The sequence below is a fragment of the Bradyrhizobium sp. USDA 4472 genome, assembly GCF_054058595.1.
This window is the reverse complement of record NZ_JBSSAM010000001.1, coordinates 383,698-398,547: the sequence shown is the minus strand read 5'-3', so window position 1 is coordinate 398,547 and position 14,850 is coordinate 383,698. Positions and strand designations below refer to the sequence as shown.

Sequence of the window (14,850 nt, the reverse complement as noted above, 5' to 3'; positions counted from 1 at the left end):
TTTCGATGTGTCAGTCCGGCCCGGAAGGAGGTTCAAGCCCCCAGCAAGAACCGATCCGGAACCTGAGGCGTGATCGGCATGATCGCAAACGCTGGCATTCGCACGGGGCTGAGAGTATAATTCGCGCTCACTCCGACGGTTACCTGAATGCCCGGCCTTCTTCGTCCCTGCGGTCTTGCAACCCTTCTCGCAGTGCTCTGCTTCTGCCTCGGTGGAACACCGGCTCATGCGCAGGTCGCGCCCCTGCAATATTGGATTCCGGGCGGGGCATTCGGCTATGGCGGCAGCGCCGACACTTACGGTAATTTTCCCGGATTCAATACGGGCGACGCCAACAGCGGTTATGAATTCCGCCCCGGCTTCTTTGTCGGAAGCCAACACGCCGATCTCGCCTCGAGCGGTTTCAGCCAGGCAGGATTTTCGGGCAATTTCAGCGCGCTCTCCTACGACAGCACGCGGTTCGGTTACAACATGAAGACCGCGGGCGGCTCGCCCGTGACGTTCTTTGCCGGGGTCGACACCATGAAATACGGCAATGGCATCGGCAGCTCGGTCGCGCCGCTGACCTCCGCGGCCGCGCCTGGCTACGGCGCATTTGCGGGCGTCGAGTTCAAGCCGACCTCCAACCTCAGCCTGTCGTTCGGTGCCGGATTCACCCAGCGGGACTCGGGCCGCATGGACAGCGATATCAGGTCAGACATGCTGCCCGGCGAGTCGCCGGCGCTTGGCGTGCTTCGGCGCTAGCGCGTGAACTTCGCCACCAGTTCGACATGCGGCGTGTGGCGGAACTGGTCGACCGGCACGACGCTCTCGATCTTGTAGCCGCCGTCAATCAGCAGCCGCGCGTCGCGCGCGAAAGTGGCGGCGTTGCAGGACACGGCGATCACCACAGGCACCTTGCTCGCCGCGAGTTTCAGCGCCTGCGCCTGTGCGCCCTGGCGCGGCGGGTCGAATACCACGGCGTCGAAATCGCGTAGTTCCGGCGGCACCAGCGGGCGGCGGAACAAATCGCGCGGCTCGGCCCTGATCGGCTTCAGCCCGGGCGTGCGCGCCGCCTTTGCGAGCGCGGCAATCGCGCCGGCATCGTTGTCGTAAGCGGTGAGGCGCGCCTTCTCTGCGAGCCTGAGCGCAAACGGACCGACACCGCAGAAGAGGTCGAGAACGTCCTTGGCCTTGCCGACGCGTTCGGCAACGAGTGCCGCCAGCGTCACTTCGCCCGCAATGGTCGCTTGCAAGAACGAGCCCGGCGGCAGCGCCACCTCCGCGCGGCCCATCGTGACCGTCGCCGGCAGCCGCTGCAGCACCAGCTCGCCATGCCGCGTCAACCGCGCCAGGCGATGCTGCTCGGCAACGCGCGACAGCGCCGTAACCATCGGCGTCGGCAGCGGGCCGGAGCCGCGCAGATCGACATCGAGGCCGTTGGCTGTCGCGGTGACCTGGATGTCGAGCGGCTTCGTCACCGGCATTTTTGACGTCAGCGGCTCGGCGAGGGCCCAGGCGGCATCGAGGGCGCCTTCGAGCGCAGGATCGAGGATCGGGCAGCGATGAATTGGGATGACGTCGTGTGAGCTCGCGGCCGAGAAGCCGACCTTGAGCACGTCATGCGTACCGAACCGTCCGTGCAGCGTGACGCGCCTGCGGCCCGCGCCGTGGGCATCGACCAGCGGCGTCACCTCGCATGCGATGCCGGCCTGCGCCAGCGTCTCGACCACGATGTTGCGCTTCCAGGCTTGATACGGCTCCGCGGCCCAATGCTGGATCGCGCAGCCGCCGCAGATGCCGAAATGCGGACAGAACGGCTCAACGCGCTCGGGGCTTGCCACGTCGACCGCCAGAAGCTTGCGGCGGTCAGGATGGTGACCGGCGACGTGATCGACCTCGACGATCTCGCCTCGAAGCGTATAGGGCACATAGACCGCATCGCCCGTCGTGAGCGAGACGCCGTCGCCGCGATGGCCGACGTGATCGATCGTGACGCGTTCAACCACGGCGCGCGCCCAGGAAGAATTCGATGTTGCCGTCGCCGCCTGATATCGAGGAGGGAAACACCTCGATATCGCTGCAGCCGAGCGAAGCGGCAAAGGCCGCGATGTCGTCGCAGATCTCCTTTTGCACGGCGGCGTCGCGGATGATGCCCTTCTTGTTGTGCTTCCGGTCAGCCTCGAACTGCGGCTTGATCAGCGCCAGCAGGCTCATCGGGGCGGCAGCCAGCGATAACGCCACCGGCAGCACTGCCTTGAGCGAGATGAAACTGACGTCGATGACGACGACATCGGGCCGTGCCGGCAGCCGCTTGCCTTCATAGCTGCGAATATCGGTCTCTTCCATCGACACGATTTTTGAATGACCGCGGAGCGAAGCGTGCAGCTGGCTGGTGCCGACGTCGACCGCAAACACCAGGCTCGCGCCATTCGCCAACAGCACTTCGGTAAAGCCTCCGGTGGAGGCGCCGACGTCGAGGCAGACATGGTCCTCGATTTCGATCGGGTACCGCTCCAGCGCGCCGGCGAGCTTGACGCCGCCGCGCGAGACATAGGGGTGCGCTGGCTCAGCCTGGATCACAGCATCCTCGGCGATCGTCTCCGACGGCTTTGCCACCTGCTTGTCGTCAGCCGTGACCAGCCCGGCCTCGATCGCCGCGCGCGCCCGCGCCCGGCTCTCGAACAGGCCACGCTCGACCAGCAGAACATCCGCGCGCTTGCGGGCAGGGGACATCGGATCTCCGACTGAACGATTTATGGTGCGATCAATCGCGCGGCTGCCATCCGGACGCAAGTCTCGAACGCGGCGAGATCGTGCCAGATGTCGACCGGCTGCCTGGCCGGCGTCACCAGCGGGCAGCCATGCAGCTCCAGCGCATGGATCATCATGAGATTGTCGACGAGGCCGAAATCCTCGACCGTCAGCCCCTGCGCATCGACCAGCCGCCCCTCCTCGAAGGCGACATGCATGAAGCGGCCGACGCGGTCGGCATAGGTGGCGCCATCGTTGGAATAGGCCAGGCAAACCCTGCGGCGGCCCGCCATGTAGCCGAGCTCGTACACGGTGCCAGGATCGGCGCCGGCGCCACGAAACGGGGTGAGGTTGGCGATGATGGCGTCGGCTGCATCCATCATCGCCTCGTTGCCGCAGAAGATCTGCCGCGAGGCGTCGGGCGCAGTGAGGTCGACCGTGTTGTCGAGCGGATAGAGGCCGGTGATGCCGTAGCGGCCACAGATGGCGGCCTTACGGCGACCGATCTCGACCGCATCCGGCAGGAACACGTCAGGACCTGCCAGATAGATTTTCATGGAGCTAAGCCGGACAAGTTTGGATCAAGGTGCGAGCCGCATCGCGTGCTCTGCTCCCTCTCCCGGTCGCGGGGGAGGGGCGGGAGGGGGCATCTCCGCTCGCGAGACCCCCGGAGGAGAAAACCCTCACCCGGCGCTTTGCGCCGAGCTCTCTCCCGCAAGCGGGAGAGGTGACCAGATCAGGCGAGCTTGACCGTCTCGGCCTTGGCGTCCTTGCCGAGCGCTTCGAACACCTTGGCGACGATGCCCTTGGCGTCGAGGCCGGCGCGAGCGTACATCGCGGTCGGCGTGTCGTGATCCTGGAACACGTCGGGCAGGACCATCGTACGGAACTTGACCAGGCCGGTATCGAGCACGCCCTGATCGGTCAGGTACTGCGCGACATGCGAGCCGAAGCCGCCGATCGAACCTTCCTCGATGGTGATGAGGACGTCGTGGTCGCGGGCGAGCTTGAGCACCAGCTCGGTATCGAGCGGCTTCATGAAGCGCGCGTCGGCAATCGAGGTGGAGAGGCCGTGTGCGGCGAGCTCGTCGGCCGCCTTCTCGCATTCGGCCAGACGCGTGCCGAAGGAGAGCAGGGCGATCTTGTTGCCCTGGCGGATCATGCGGCCCTTGCCGATTTCAAGGGGAACGCCGACGTCGGGCATCTCGATGCCGCGGCCTTCGCCGCGCGGATAGCGCAGCGAGCTAGGACGGTCGTTGATCGCGACCTGGGTCGCCACCATGTGCACGAGCTCGGCTTCATCAGCCGCGGCCATGATCACCATGTTGGGCAGACAGCCGAGATAGGCGTTGTCGAACGAGCCGGCGTGGGTCGCGCCGTCGGCGCCGACGAGGCCGGCGCGGTCGATGGCGAAGCGCACCGGCAGGTTCTGGATCGCGACGTCATGGACGATCTGGTCGTAGCCGCGCTGCAGGAAGGTCGAGTAGATCGCGCAGAACGGCTTGTAGCCCTCGGTCGCAAGGCCGGCGGCGAAGGTCACCGCGTGCTGCTCGGCGATACCGACGTCGAAGGTGCGGTCGGGGAAGGCCTTGTTGAAGATATCGACGCCGGTGCCTGACGGCATCGCCGCGGTGATGGCGACGATCTTGTCGTCCTTCTGCGCTTCCTTGACGAGGCTCTGGCCGAACACGTTCTGGTAGGCCGGCGCGTTCGGCTTGGCTTTCGCCTGGGTGCCGGTGGCGACGTCGAACTTGGCGACGGCGTGGTACTTGTCGGTGGACGCTTCCGCCGGGCCGTAGCCCTTGCCCTTCTGCGTCACGACGTGAACCAGGATCGGGCCGGTCTCCATGTCGCGAACGTTCTTCAGCACGGGCAGAAGATGGTCGAGGTTATGGCCGTCGATCGGGCCGACGTAATAGAAGCCGAGTTCCTCGAACAGCGTGCCGCCGTCCATCATGAAACCGCGGGAATATTCCTCGACGCGGTTGGCGCGGTTGGCGAGGATCTTGGGCAGGCGCTTGTTGATCTGCTTGGCCGCATCGCGCAGCGTGCGATAGGTCTTGCCGGAGTAGAGGCGCGACAGATATGCGCTCATTGCGCCGACCGGCGGTGCGATCGACATGTCGTTGTCGTTGAGGATCACGATCAGGCGCGAGTTCATCGCACCCGCATTGTTCATGGCCTCATAGGCCATGCCCGCCGACATCGCGCCGTCACCGATCACGGCGATGACGTTGTTCTTGCCGCCGGAAAGGTCGCGCGCGACCGCCATGCCGAGGCCGGCCGAGATCGAGGTCGAGGAATGCGCGGCGCCGAACGGATCGTAGTCGCTCTCGGTGCGCTTGGTGAAGCCGGACAGGCCACCGCCGGTGCGGAGTGTGCGGATGCGGTCGCGCCGTCCGGTCAGGATCTTGTGCGGGTAGGCCTGATGGCCGACGTCCCAGATCAGCCGGTCACGCGGGGTATCGAAGACGTAGTGGATCGCGGTGGTCAGCTCGACCACGCCGAGGCCCGCGCCGAAGTGACCGCCGGTCACCGAGACGGCGTCGATGGTCTCTTGACGCAGCTCGTCGGCGACCTGGCGAACCTGCTCGATCTTGAGCTTGCGCAGGTCTTCCGGTGTCCGGATGGTGTCGAGAAGCGGCGTTTTACTGTATGCGTTCACAGCGATTTCCAATTTGTCAGCGCCGGAAGTTCGTTCCGGTGCGCGATGGGTTTGCACAATATCGGCGCAGCGCGAGTCCTTAAACCGTCGGAGCCACCTGCATGGGGCAGAGCCCCGTCTTCAAGCTTAGGTGAGCTTAAGTGCGCTTCGGTTCAGTCTCTGTGATCCCTGTGTGATCCCAGCCATTTAGATCGGCTTCGTCCGTCCCAGCCAATTTCATCAGCAATTTGAAGCGCTTGTCGTCGGAGTTCAATGCCTACGCAAGGCTAACAAAAAGCCACACTGCGCGCAGCTTTACACCAAAGCTTTGCCCAAAGCCAACCCGCCCGGCCGATTACGGGTATGCACCTGCAACCGGCGGGCCAAGTTGGTTAATCGCGGCGCCGGAGGGGAAGTTCCAATCCTGCCAGGTTCCTTGGCAGGATTCTGGCGGGAAGAACAGCATTTTTGGTGGGATTCGGACGATAAAGGCCGCCGGCGCGGGTATCCTTCAGTCCTGAGGCCGGCTCGCCCGGTCCGAGCCCGGAAACGCGGCGTGTGATCTCGGAAATTGCGGGCTGCCGATGCGCAGGACGGGTGGCTGCTCGCGTCCTTATTGCACGTCGAGTGGTGCGGTGCCGGCGGCCTGGCCGCTTGCATCGGTGGTGATCTTGTCAACGCGGGCTTCGGCCTGACGCAAAAGCTCCTCGCAACGCCGCTTCAGGGCTTCGCCCCGCTCGTAGATCGTCACGGATTCCTCGAGCGGCACCTTGCCGTCTTCGAGCCGCTTCACGATCGTTTCGAGTTCCTCGATCGCGCGCTCGAAGGTGAGCCTGGAGACGTCGATTTGGGTGTTTTCGGCCATATAAGTTTCCGATTGCCCGTTTCGCTGCTGTTGCAAAACAGCAGGGTTTTGCGGGCTTAATGTGGCGGGTCGATCAAGCGCCCATCAAGGCGCCGACATGCGCCGTAACAGATTCTTTCAATCCTTGCAGGTCGTAGCCGCCTTCCAGCACAGAAACAACGCGGCCCCCCGCGCTCTTGTCGGCGAGCTCCATCAGCTTCCTCGTGACCCAGGTGTAATCCTCGGCGCGCAGGTTCAGCGAGGCGAGAGGATCGCGGTAATGCGCGTCGAAGCCGGCTGAGATGATGAGCAGCTCCGGGCTGAACTTCCTCAATTGCGGCAGGATCAGATCCTCGAACGCGGAACGGAATTCGGGACCGCCGTCCTCGGAGGCGAGCGGTGCGTTGACGATGGTGTCGTGATCGCCGCGCTCGCCCTTGGCGCCGGTGCCCGGAAACAGCGGCATCTGGTGCGTCGAGCAGTACATCACTGATGGGTCCGACCAGAAGATGTCTTGCGTGCCGTTGCCGTGATGAACGTCAAAATCGACGATGGCCGCACGTTTGATGCCGTATTTGCGCTGCGCGTGGCGGGCGGCGATCGCGACGTTGTCGAAGAAGCAGAAGCCCATCGGCTTGCCGATCTCGGCGTGATGGCCGGGCGGTCGCACCGCGACGAAGGCGTTGCGGTGCTCGCCATTCATCACGGCTTCGGTCGCCGCCACCGCGCCGCCGACGCCGCGCATCACCGCTTCCCACGTCCCAGGGGACATCGAGGTGTCACCGTCGACATAAACCTGGCCGCTGGTCGGCGCGATGTGCCGCAGCTCGGTGACGTAATGCTCGTTGTGGCAGAGCGTGACGAGATCGAGGTCGCCCTCCGGCGCGAGGTCGCGCGCCAGGAACTGGAAGCGTTCGTGCGACAGCGCTTCCTCCACCGCGCGCAGGCGGTCGGGCCTCTCAGGGTGTCCCGGCGGCGTGACATGGTCGAGGCAAGCCTTGTGGGAGAGAAGAAGCGTGCTCATCAGGTCGGCCTCACAGGGAACGAACTCTCGACGTCGCTTGGCGCATCCGGCGTCCAAACGCAATGCCAAACCCAATCTAGGCGTTCCCACGGGAATGGCAAAGAGTGGTCGGCAACGGCCCCTTTGATCCGGATCAATTCACGCGCAGGATGCGGGTCGGCGGCAGCGGACCGATCGGACCGTGTGCCTTGAAGAAGGCAAACAGCGCGTCGGCGTCATAGCCGCCATATTGCGGCGAGACGCCCTGTTTCGCGGCCGAAAAGCCGTCGCCGCCGGCGGCCAGATAGTCGTTGAGGGTGACGCGATAGCCTGCGGCCGGCTCGATCGGCTTGCCGTTGAGAATCATCTTGTCGGCCATGACGCGCTCGCCGAACGGCTTCGATGCGTCCCAGGTATAACTGAATCCGTTCGACACCTGGAGGATCCGCGGCCGCTTCGGATCGAGCCATTGCTGCTCCAGCAGGTCCTTGAGCTGGCCGCCTGACAGCGTCATGGTGACAAGGCGGTTGCGGAAGGGCTGGCTCGCGAACAAATCGCCGTAGGACACCGCACCGTTCTCCTTCGGGACGAGGTCGGTGCGGATGCCGCCGGGATTGGTGAACGCGATGACGGCGCTTCCATCCTTGGCGTCCCTGGTCGCGGCCAGCTGGGCATCGGCGATCACGTCGCCCAGTGCGCTTTCGCCGGCGTCATCAGGCACGCGGGACAGCGTCTGCGTCACCGATCCGGCCGGACGGTTGGCAATCGGCGCCGAAAGCTTGTCATAGGCGTCGATCAGCGCGGTCTGCTCGGGATCCCTGGCGAGCGAGGCGGTGGCGACGATGATGTTCTCGGCTCTCGCGCCGACGATGTCGCGGGTCACAGGATCGAGCTTGAGGTCGATCGCGGTGACCAGCGTGCCGTATTTGTCGCCGCTGGTGACGAGCCGCCCGTCTATATTGCAGACATAAGCGCGATGCGTATGACCGCTGACGACGAGGTCGACCGCACGGTCGAACTTTTTCACGATGTCGACGATCGGCCCGGTGATATCAGGACATTCATTGTAGTCGCCCGAGGGCTCGCCGCCCTGGTGGATCAGCACCACGATGGCCTCGACGCCGCGGGCCTTCAGTTGCGGCACGAGCGCATTCACCGTCTCGGCCTCGTCGCGAAACTCCAGTCCCGCAATGCCTTTGGGCGAGACGATGCCGGCGGTCTCCTTCAAGGTCAGCCCGATGAAGGCGACCGGGATGCCCTCGAATTCCCGGATCTCGTAGGGCGGCAGCACGCTCTTGCCGGTCGCAGTCTCCACGGTGGACGCCGCGAGATAGTGGAATTTTGCGCCGGTGAAGGGGTGCGGCCCCCGGCAGCCGTCCTCCGGATGGCAGCCGCCGTTCTGCATCCTGAGCAGCTCGGCCTTGCCCTCGTCGAATTCATGGTTGCCGACCGACGTGATCGCTAGCCCCATCATCGAGAGCGACTCGACGGTCGGCTCGTCGTGAAACATCGCCGACAGGAATGGGCTCGCGCCGATCAGGTCGCCGGCCGCGACGAAGATCGTGTTCTTGTGTCCTTCGCGCAATTGCTTCACCAGCGTCGCCATGTATTCGGCGCCCCCGGCGGCCACCATCACCTTTTTGCTCTTGTCTTCCGGGTCATTGATGCGGATGCCGCCCGGCGGCGGACGGAGATTGCCGTGGAAATCGTTGATCGCGAGAATGCGCAACTCGACGGGTGCTGCGGTCTGGGCCGCGGCGGGGAGGGCGGCGAGCGCGAAAGCGAAGCCGGACAGGCGGAGAAGATGTCGCATGGAACCAGATTAGTCGTTCCGCGCGAAGATTTCACGAAGTTCTCGTTGTCTACCGCTTCTTCCTGTTCGCGAACGCATTGAACGCAGCGACGGCCTCGCCCGATTTCAGTTTCTCGCCGAACAGATGGCCTTCCTGGTCGATGCGGCGGGTGAGCTCTTCCGGCGGAGCCCGCAGCAGCTTGCGCGAGGTCGCGACCGCTTCGGCCGGCAGCCGGCAGATCTCGCGTGCCACCTTGCGGGCCTCGACCTCGGTATGTCCAGGCGAGACCACGGTGTTGACGAAGCCGGCGGCATGGGCCTCGGCGGCCGTGAAGCTGCGGCCCATCACCAGCATGGCAAAGGCGCGCTGGTAGCCCATGGTGCGCGGCATCAGCAGGCTGGCGGCGCCGACCGGAACCAGCCCGAGATTGATGTAGGGCGCCGAGAACGTCGCGGCGTTCGAGGCGAGCACGTAGTCGCAGTGAAACAGCATCACGGTGCCCATGCCGATCGAGGCGCCGTCGACGGCTGCGATGATCGGCTTGACGTTGAGCGCCAGCGAATAGAGGAAATTGACGCCGTCCGACAACGTTTCTGGACGCGAGGCGTCGGCCCTCATGAAATCGTCGACGTCGTCGCCGGCCGTGAACACGCCCGAGCCGCCGGTGATGATCATGCAGCGGATGTCGGGATTGTTCTGCGCGGTATCGATCGCGCGGCTCATCTCGCGATACATGTCCTGCGTGATCGCGTTCTTCTTGCCCGGACGGCGCAGGGTGATCACGCGGGTCGCGCGCTCCTCCGTGACGATGATGTTGCCGTTCGGCATGAGCACTCCCTGCGGGCCGCCGCGGCGCCTGCCAACGGCGAGTCTTGCGATGTTGAGCCTACATGATCCGTCAGGCGTGCCAATCCTGCGGCTGACCAATTTCGGCCGTCACACCCGTGAGCGGTTGCATGACACCCACGCGAAGATTGCATTTCGTCCCGGCGAACTGCGGCCCAAACGGGGTCGCATAGTCCGTGAGGTTTTGCGCGTTGCAACAATCGGCTACATCTTTCATTTGAAAAACCGGTGGTTGTGCGGCACGATCAGCGTCTCGTTCCATTATGCCGATACTTGATCGATGATTGTCGCAACGGAGGCCGACGAATCCTCGCTGCATTATCGCGGCTGGCGCGTCGTGCTGGCCTGTTTCCTGATGGCCTTCTTCATGTTCGGCTTCGGCCTCTACGGCCAGGGCGTCTATCTTGCCGAACTGCAGCGCGCTCATGGCTGGCCCGGCACGCTGGTGTCGGCGGCGAGCACATTCTCGTTCCTGTTGACCTCCGTGCTCGTCATCTTCACCGACGATCTGCTCGCCCGCATCGGGCTGCGGGCGTTGATCCTGTTCGGGCTGGCGGCGCTCGGTGCATCGACTGCGCTGCTGGGGCTGATGCACTCGCCCTGGCAGCTTTATCTCGCCTATGCGCTGATGTCGGTGGGCTGGACCGGAATGGGCTCGGTGGTGATCGCGACGGTGCTGAACTCCTGGTTCGAGCGGCGCCGCGGGCTCGCGCTGAGCCTTGCCTTCAATGGCGCCACCTGCGGGGGCATCATTCTGGTTCCCGCCTTGCTGGCGTTGAGCGCCAGTATCGGCTTCCGCTCCGCCATGCTGGCGGCCACCGCCGTGATGGTGGTGCTGGTCTTGCCCGTGATTGTCGTCTTCACCAGCTGGCCGGTCGAGGCGCCGCGGCATGCGGCGGCAACTGTCCCCGGGGATCGGGCAGCCCGACATTCCCGCAAGGCCTTGCTCGCCAGCGCGTCTTTCTGGACCATGGTGCTGCCGATCGCGATCGCGCTGCTGGCGCAGATGGGTTTCATCATCCATCAGGTGTCGTTCCTCGAACCGCTGATCGGCCGCGCCAGTGCAGGTCTCGCGGTCACCGTCATGGCGACGATGGCCGTGGTCGGCCGGCTGACGCTCGGCGCGTTCGTGGACCGGCTCGAACCGCGGCTCGCGTGTGCCGCGTCGATGACGAGCCAGGCGGCCGCGTTGTTCGTTCTCCTGCAAAGCCAGAACCCGATCGTTCTGCTCGCCTGCTGCGCCGCTTATGGCTTCTCGATCGGCAACATGATCACGTTTCCCCCCTTGATCATCCAGCGCGAGATCGGCAGCGCGACCTTCGCGGCCGCGATGGGGTTGGGGACGTCGATCAGCGGCATCGTCAGCGCATTCGGACCCGGCATCGTCGGCCTCGTGCACAGCATGACCGGCAATTACACCACGGCGTTCGCGATGTGCGTGGTGCTGGATGTGATCGCGGCCGGCATTGTGCTGTGGCGGCCGGGGAAACGCGCGAAGCTCGCAGCCTCGTAGCCGAACGACGCTGCGCGACGCGGCTGCAACTTACCCCAGCAGCACCGCATCCGCCGCCGCGACCGACTCCGCGCTCTCAGTCACAGTGCGCTCGAGGCTGCCGGCCTGTACGGTGATGTTCTCGGCGAAGAAGCGCGCCAGCGCGACGTAGCGCGCGGCATGGGTGTTGCCGTCGGACTTCGCGGCGAGTGCTTCGGAGGCCAGCATGCAGCCGCCGAGCGTCGCGCCGAACTGTTGCAGATAGGGCGTCGCGCCGGCGAGCGCCTCGTTCGGTGCCGTCGTGACGCGTTCGAGCAGCCATTTGCTGGTGCGCGTCAGCGCCTCCAGCGCCTCGCGCAACTTCACGCCCGTGGTGCCGAAGGCGGGATCGTTTGAGGCTTCGACCTGCTTCACGATTGCCGACAATTCCTCGATCAGCGTCCACACCGACGCGCCGCCATTGGCCGCAAGCTTGCGCGTGACGAGGTCGATGGCCTGGATGCCGTTGGTGCCCTCGTAGATCGTGGTGATGCGGGCATCACGATAATGCTGCGCGGCGCCGGTCTCCTCGATGAAGCCCATGCCGCCATGGATCTGCACGCCGAGATAGGCGACCTCGTTGCCGATATCGGTGGAATAGCCCTTGGCCATCGGGGTCAGCAGCGCCGCGCGCGCGGCGGCGTCAGCCCGCACCTTGGGGTCCTTGGCGCGCAGCGAGACGTCGAGCGCGACGGCGGTGGCGTAACAGATGGTGCGGGCGGCGGCGGTCTGCGCCCGCATCCGCATCAGCATGCGCTTGACATCGGGATGCACGAAGATCGCGTCCGAGCCGTCGCCCTTCTTCCCAACGGCGCGGCCCTGCTTGCGCTCCTGCGCATAAGCCAGCGCCTGCTGATAGGCGCGATCGGCGATGCCGACGCCCTCGAGGCCAACGCCGAGGCGGGCCTGGTTCATCATCGTGAACATGCAGCGCATGCCCTGGTTCTCTTCGCCGATCAAGAAGCCGATCGCGCCGCCATGATCGCCCATGGTCATGGTGCAGGTGGGCGAAGCGTGCATGCCGAGCTTGTGCTCGACGCCGCTCGCAAAGATATCGTTGCGCGCACCGAGCGAGCCGTCTTCATTGACCATGAATTTCGGAACGAGGAAGAGCGAGATCCCCTTGGTGCCGGCGGGCGCGTCCGGCAGGCGCGCCAGCACGAAATGCACGATGTTGTCGGTCATGTCGTGCTCGCCATAGGTGATGAAGATCTTCGTCCCCTTGATGCGATAGGTGCCGTCGGCCTGCCTTTCCGCACGGGTGCGCAGCGCACCGACGTCGGAGCCGGCCTGCGCCTCGGTGAGCTGCATCGTGCCGGTCCATTCGCCGGAGACGAGCTTCTCGAGATAGATCGACTTGAGCTCGTCGCTGCCATGCGCCTCGAGCGCTTCGATGGCCGAGGCCGTCAGCAGCGGGCAGAGGCCGAAGGCGATGTTGGAGGCGCTCCAGATTTCGGTACAGGCGGCGTTGATCGCCAGCGGCAGGCCCTGGCCGCCGAAATCCTCAGGCCCCGAGACCGCATTCCAGCCACCCTCGGTCCAGCGCCTGTAGGCATCGGGCCAGCCCGGCGCGGTCGTGACCTTGCCGTCATCGAGCTTGATGCCGTGCTCGTCGCCGACCTTGTTGAGCGGCGCCAGCACGTCGGTCGCGAACTTGCCGGCTTCCTCCAGCACGGCCGCGACGATATCGCCGTCGAAATCGCCGTAATGGCCGGCGTCCATCGCGGCCTTGAGGCCGGCGCCGTGGTTGAGCGACAGCAGCATGTCAGAGATCGGCGCGCGGTAGGTCATGGCTCACTCCCGAGGACAGGTTTGGCGCCGTATTCCCATGAAACGGGGGATGTCTCAATGGGCCGGGCAGGGCAGGCGCGGGCGGCGGCATCGGGCCGTGATGAGTGTGGCCGGGCCGGCCCCGGCCCCGTGGTATTTTGCCCGTCCAGGCGGTTGAAATGCCGCGTCGCACCCTATAGACCGGCTGCGACCAGAGGGATTCTGCGGGTGTCGGTCCGTCCGCAGTGCCCTTCGTGGCCTGATGGGGCGTAGCCAAGCGGTAAGGCAGCGGATTTTGATTCCGCCATTCGGAGGTTCGATCCCTCCCGCCCCAGCCAGATTCTAAGCGGTTCGATTCATTGTCGAAACAGGTGAATTTCAGCCAAACATTTGACGCGCATTTGGAGGAGGTTTCGATTCCCGATCCGAAATCATCTTAGGCTGCATCGGGCCTGAAGGGTGAGCGTTGGACGAACGGTCCCGCCCGATTGCGGACATGGGCTGGTGGCAGTAGATTCCGTCCTTGGCATCCATTGGCTCGCTGGAATCGCATCTGGGAGAAGCGTCATGCAGGTTGCCGCGGCACGCCGAGGCCGAAGAGGTGCCGAATCTTCGGCCTGCCTGAAGGCGGCCCTCGCCGGCGCAATCTGCCTCTGCTCAACAGGCTTTGTCCTTGCCAAGGATGACGATGATGGCGATGGCGCCGCGAAGACCCCCAACATTTACCTAGATCTGAGAACGTCGTACGCTCGCGTACCTGCCGGCGCGCTGCCGATCGGTTTTGGCAACCCTGCTCTCGTCACGGCACTGCAATCACTTGCGCTATCCAGAGCCAACAGTTCGGCGCCCCTAGGCGCCTTCTCGCTGCCGTCGGCTCAGAGCGCTGTGGTCGATCTTCCGATGACCGTTGATGTAACTGATGGCGTCTCACTCTATGCCGGTTTGTCAGCCAGTTCGACCAGTACCGACCTGGCCGGCTGGTCGCCATTGACATTAAGCAGCTGGAACATCGGGTTTCAGGCCGATCTCCACAAGCAGAATGGTGGGGCCATTCCAACCCTGACTTGGCAATCAACCATCACACAGGCGATCCCCAACGGGCCGCTAGCCACGACGACGTTCAACAACATCTTCGAGTTCGACTACGCATTCGACAAGGACGAGACCCGCGGATTGCTCGCCGGAGTTCAAGATGTACATGTTGCAATCGGCAGCCAACTGGCTCGCATCCATCCGAGCATCACTGGCTATGTCGGCGGCTACTACCAATGGCCCAACAACTGGAAATTCATCGGCCGCGTCGGTGTACAGTCGTTCGGGGGCGCTGAGCTTCTGAGTCTCGTACGTGTACGGTCCTTTACCGAGCCCGTCGTGCGATTCGACCTCGATCGTATGGATGACAATGACAACCGCCTGTTCGGCGTGACCGCAGAGATCATGTGGGTGCCAAAGCCGGCCTACCAAGTCACTTTCAGGACGCCGCTTTATTTCGTGCGCAACTGAGCGCGCGCGACCGTCAGCGGCCTGATGCTTGTCGGCGAAGTTCGTCGATAAGGGACGACAATGTTCAATCGTCCGGCGTCAACTATGCATCTCATACTCGTGCAACGAAATCCGGGTCTCGCGCCGCTTCCATGATAATCGAAATCGCAGTGAGCCCGATGAGCGCTTCGGCCTGTTCGGGCT

General features: G+C 64.5%; 13 protein-coding genes and 1 tRNA gene. 5 read left to right on the top strand and 9 right to left on the bottom strand.

Going from position 1 to position 14,850, the window contains the following annotated elements; genetic code table 11:
- Positions 1 to 147 precede the first annotated feature (147 nt).
- A complete protein-coding gene (locus ACVWZ4_RS01820) occupies positions 148 to 744 on the top strand; it encodes a hypothetical protein (RefSeq protein ID WP_456739732.1) in 597 nt (198 codons plus the stop codon).
- Here the strand turns inward: ACVWZ4_RS01820 and ACVWZ4_RS01815 are convergent.
- The 8 genes from ACVWZ4_RS01815 to ACVWZ4_RS01780 all read right to left on the bottom strand — a co-directional run bounded on the left by ACVWZ4_RS01815 (position 741) and on the right by ACVWZ4_RS01780 (position 9,845).
- The gene (locus tag ACVWZ4_RS01815) at positions 741 to 1,988 is read right to left on the bottom strand and encodes a class I SAM-dependent RNA methyltransferase (protein ID WP_456763581.1); all 1,248 of its coding nucleotides are present in this window, start codon (positions 1,986 to 1,988) and stop codon (positions 741 to 743) included. The genes ACVWZ4_RS01820 and ACVWZ4_RS01815 overlap by 4 nt on opposite strands.
- The gene (locus ACVWZ4_RS01810) at positions 1,981 to 2,715 is read right to left on the bottom strand and encodes a TlyA family RNA methyltransferase (protein ID WP_456737977.1); all 735 of its coding nucleotides are present in this window, start codon (positions 2,713 to 2,715) and stop codon (positions 1,981 to 1,983) included. Before ACVWZ4_RS01810 ends, ACVWZ4_RS01815 begins: the two co-directional genes overlap by 8 nt.
- A gap of 20 nt (positions 2,716 to 2,735) precedes the next feature.
- Positions 2,736 to 3,290 (bottom strand): nucleoside 2-deoxyribosyltransferase, encoded by a 555-nt coding sequence (locus ACVWZ4_RS01805; protein ID WP_456739730.1) that lies wholly within the window; start codon positions 3,288 to 3,290, stop codon positions 2,736 to 2,738.
- Between the two features lie 179 nt (positions 3,291 to 3,469).
- Positions 3,470 to 5,398 carry a 1-deoxy-D-xylulose-5-phosphate synthase gene (gene dxs, locus ACVWZ4_RS01800; RefSeq protein WP_456702299.1) on the bottom strand — a complete coding sequence of 643 codons (1,929 nt, stop codon included), beginning with the start codon at positions 5,396 to 5,398 and terminating at the stop codon, positions 3,470 to 3,472.
- A 592-nt stretch (positions 5,399 to 5,990) separates the two neighbouring features.
- A complete protein-coding gene (locus tag ACVWZ4_RS01795) occupies positions 5,991 to 6,242 on the bottom strand; it encodes an exodeoxyribonuclease VII small subunit (RefSeq protein ID WP_027554315.1) in 252 nt (83 codons plus the stop codon).
- A 73-nt stretch (positions 6,243 to 6,315) separates the two neighbouring features.
- On the bottom strand, positions 6,316 to 7,245 hold the full coding sequence (locus ACVWZ4_RS01790; RefSeq protein WP_456702300.1) for a histone deacetylase family protein: 930 nt from the start codon (positions 7,243 to 7,245) through the stop codon (positions 6,316 to 6,318).
- Positions 7,246 to 7,378: 133 nt separating this feature from the next.
- On the bottom strand, positions 7,379 to 9,037 hold the full coding sequence (locus ACVWZ4_RS01785) for a bifunctional metallophosphatase/5'-nucleotidase (RefSeq protein WP_456739729.1): 1,659 nt from the start codon (positions 9,035 to 9,037) through the stop codon (positions 7,379 to 7,381).
- A 49-nt stretch (positions 9,038 to 9,086) separates the two neighbouring features.
- Entirely contained in the window at positions 9,087 to 9,845 is a 759-nt protein-coding gene (locus ACVWZ4_RS01780; RefSeq protein ID WP_456789954.1) for an enoyl-CoA hydratase-related protein, read from the bottom strand.
- A 49-nt stretch (positions 9,846 to 9,894) separates the two neighbouring features.
- Between ACVWZ4_RS01780 and ACVWZ4_RS01775 the strand changes: the two genes are divergently transcribed.
- Both ACVWZ4_RS01775 and ACVWZ4_RS01770 read left to right on the top strand, forming a co-directional pair.
- Complete coding sequence (locus tag ACVWZ4_RS01775; protein WP_456739727.1) at positions 9,895 to 10,140, top strand: hypothetical protein; 246 nt, start codon at positions 9,895 to 9,897, stop codon at positions 10,138 to 10,140.
- Between the two features lie 3 nt (positions 10,141 to 10,143).
- On the top strand, positions 10,144 to 11,376 hold the full coding sequence (locus ACVWZ4_RS01770) for an MFS transporter (protein ID WP_456739726.1): 1,233 nt from the start codon (positions 10,144 to 10,146) through the stop codon (positions 11,374 to 11,376).
- A 30-nt stretch (positions 11,377 to 11,406) separates the two neighbouring features.
- On the opposite strand, the gene ACVWZ4_RS01765 is transcribed toward ACVWZ4_RS01770, so the two are convergent.
- Entirely contained in the window at positions 11,407 to 13,185 is a 1,779-nt protein-coding gene (locus tag ACVWZ4_RS01765) for an acyl-CoA dehydrogenase (protein WP_456739725.1), read from the bottom strand.
- A gap of 242 nt (positions 13,186 to 13,427) precedes the next feature.
- Here ACVWZ4_RS01765 and ACVWZ4_RS01760 point away from each other — a divergent pair.
- Positions 13,428 to 13,502, top strand: a tRNA-Gln gene (locus tag ACVWZ4_RS01760).
- Positions 13,503 to 13,731: 229 nt separating this feature from the next.
- A complete protein-coding gene (locus ACVWZ4_RS01755; protein ID WP_456739724.1) occupies positions 13,732 to 14,667 on the top strand; it encodes a hypothetical protein in 936 nt (311 codons plus the stop codon).
- The last annotated feature ends 183 nt before the right edge of the window (positions 14,668 to 14,850 follow it).

Coding starts and splice junctions, on each gene's coding strand:
- ACVWZ4_RS01820 (WP_456739732.1), top strand. CDS start 148: ATGCCCGGCCTTCTTCGTCCCTGCGGTCTTGCAACCCTTCTCGCAGTG.
- ACVWZ4_RS01810 (WP_456737977.1), bottom strand. CDS start 2,715: ATGTCCCCTGCCCGCAAGCGCGCGGATGTTCTGCTGGTCGAGCGTGGC.
- ACVWZ4_RS01805 (WP_456739730.1), bottom strand. CDS start 3,290: ATGAAAATCTATCTGGCAGGTCCTGACGTGTTCCTGCCGGATGCGGTC.
- ACVWZ4_RS01795 (WP_027554315.1), bottom strand. CDS start 6,242: ATGGCCGAAAACACCCAAATCGACGTCTCCAGGCTCACCTTCGAGCGC.
- ACVWZ4_RS01790 (WP_456702300.1), bottom strand. CDS start 7,245: ATGAGCACGCTTCTTCTCTCCCACAAGGCTTGCCTCGACCATGTCACG.
- ACVWZ4_RS01785 (WP_456739729.1), bottom strand. CDS start 9,037: ATGCGACATCTTCTCCGCCTGTCCGGCTTCGCTTTCGCGCTCGCCGCC.
- ACVWZ4_RS01780 (WP_456789954.1), bottom strand. CDS start 9,845: ATGCCGAACGGCAACATCATCGTCACGGAGGAGCGCGCGACCCGCGTG.
- ACVWZ4_RS01775 (WP_456739727.1), top strand. CDS start 9,895: ATGTTGAGCCTACATGATCCGTCAGGCGTGCCAATCCTGCGGCTGACC.
- ACVWZ4_RS01770 (WP_456739726.1), top strand. CDS start 10,144: ATGATTGTCGCAACGGAGGCCGACGAATCCTCGCTGCATTATCGCGGC.
- ACVWZ4_RS01765 (WP_456739725.1), bottom strand. CDS start 13,185: ATGACCTACCGCGCGCCGATCTCTGACATGCTGCTGTCGCTCAACCAC.
- ACVWZ4_RS01755 (WP_456739724.1), top strand. CDS start 13,732: ATGCAGGTTGCCGCGGCACGCCGAGGCCGAAGAGGTGCCGAATCTTCG.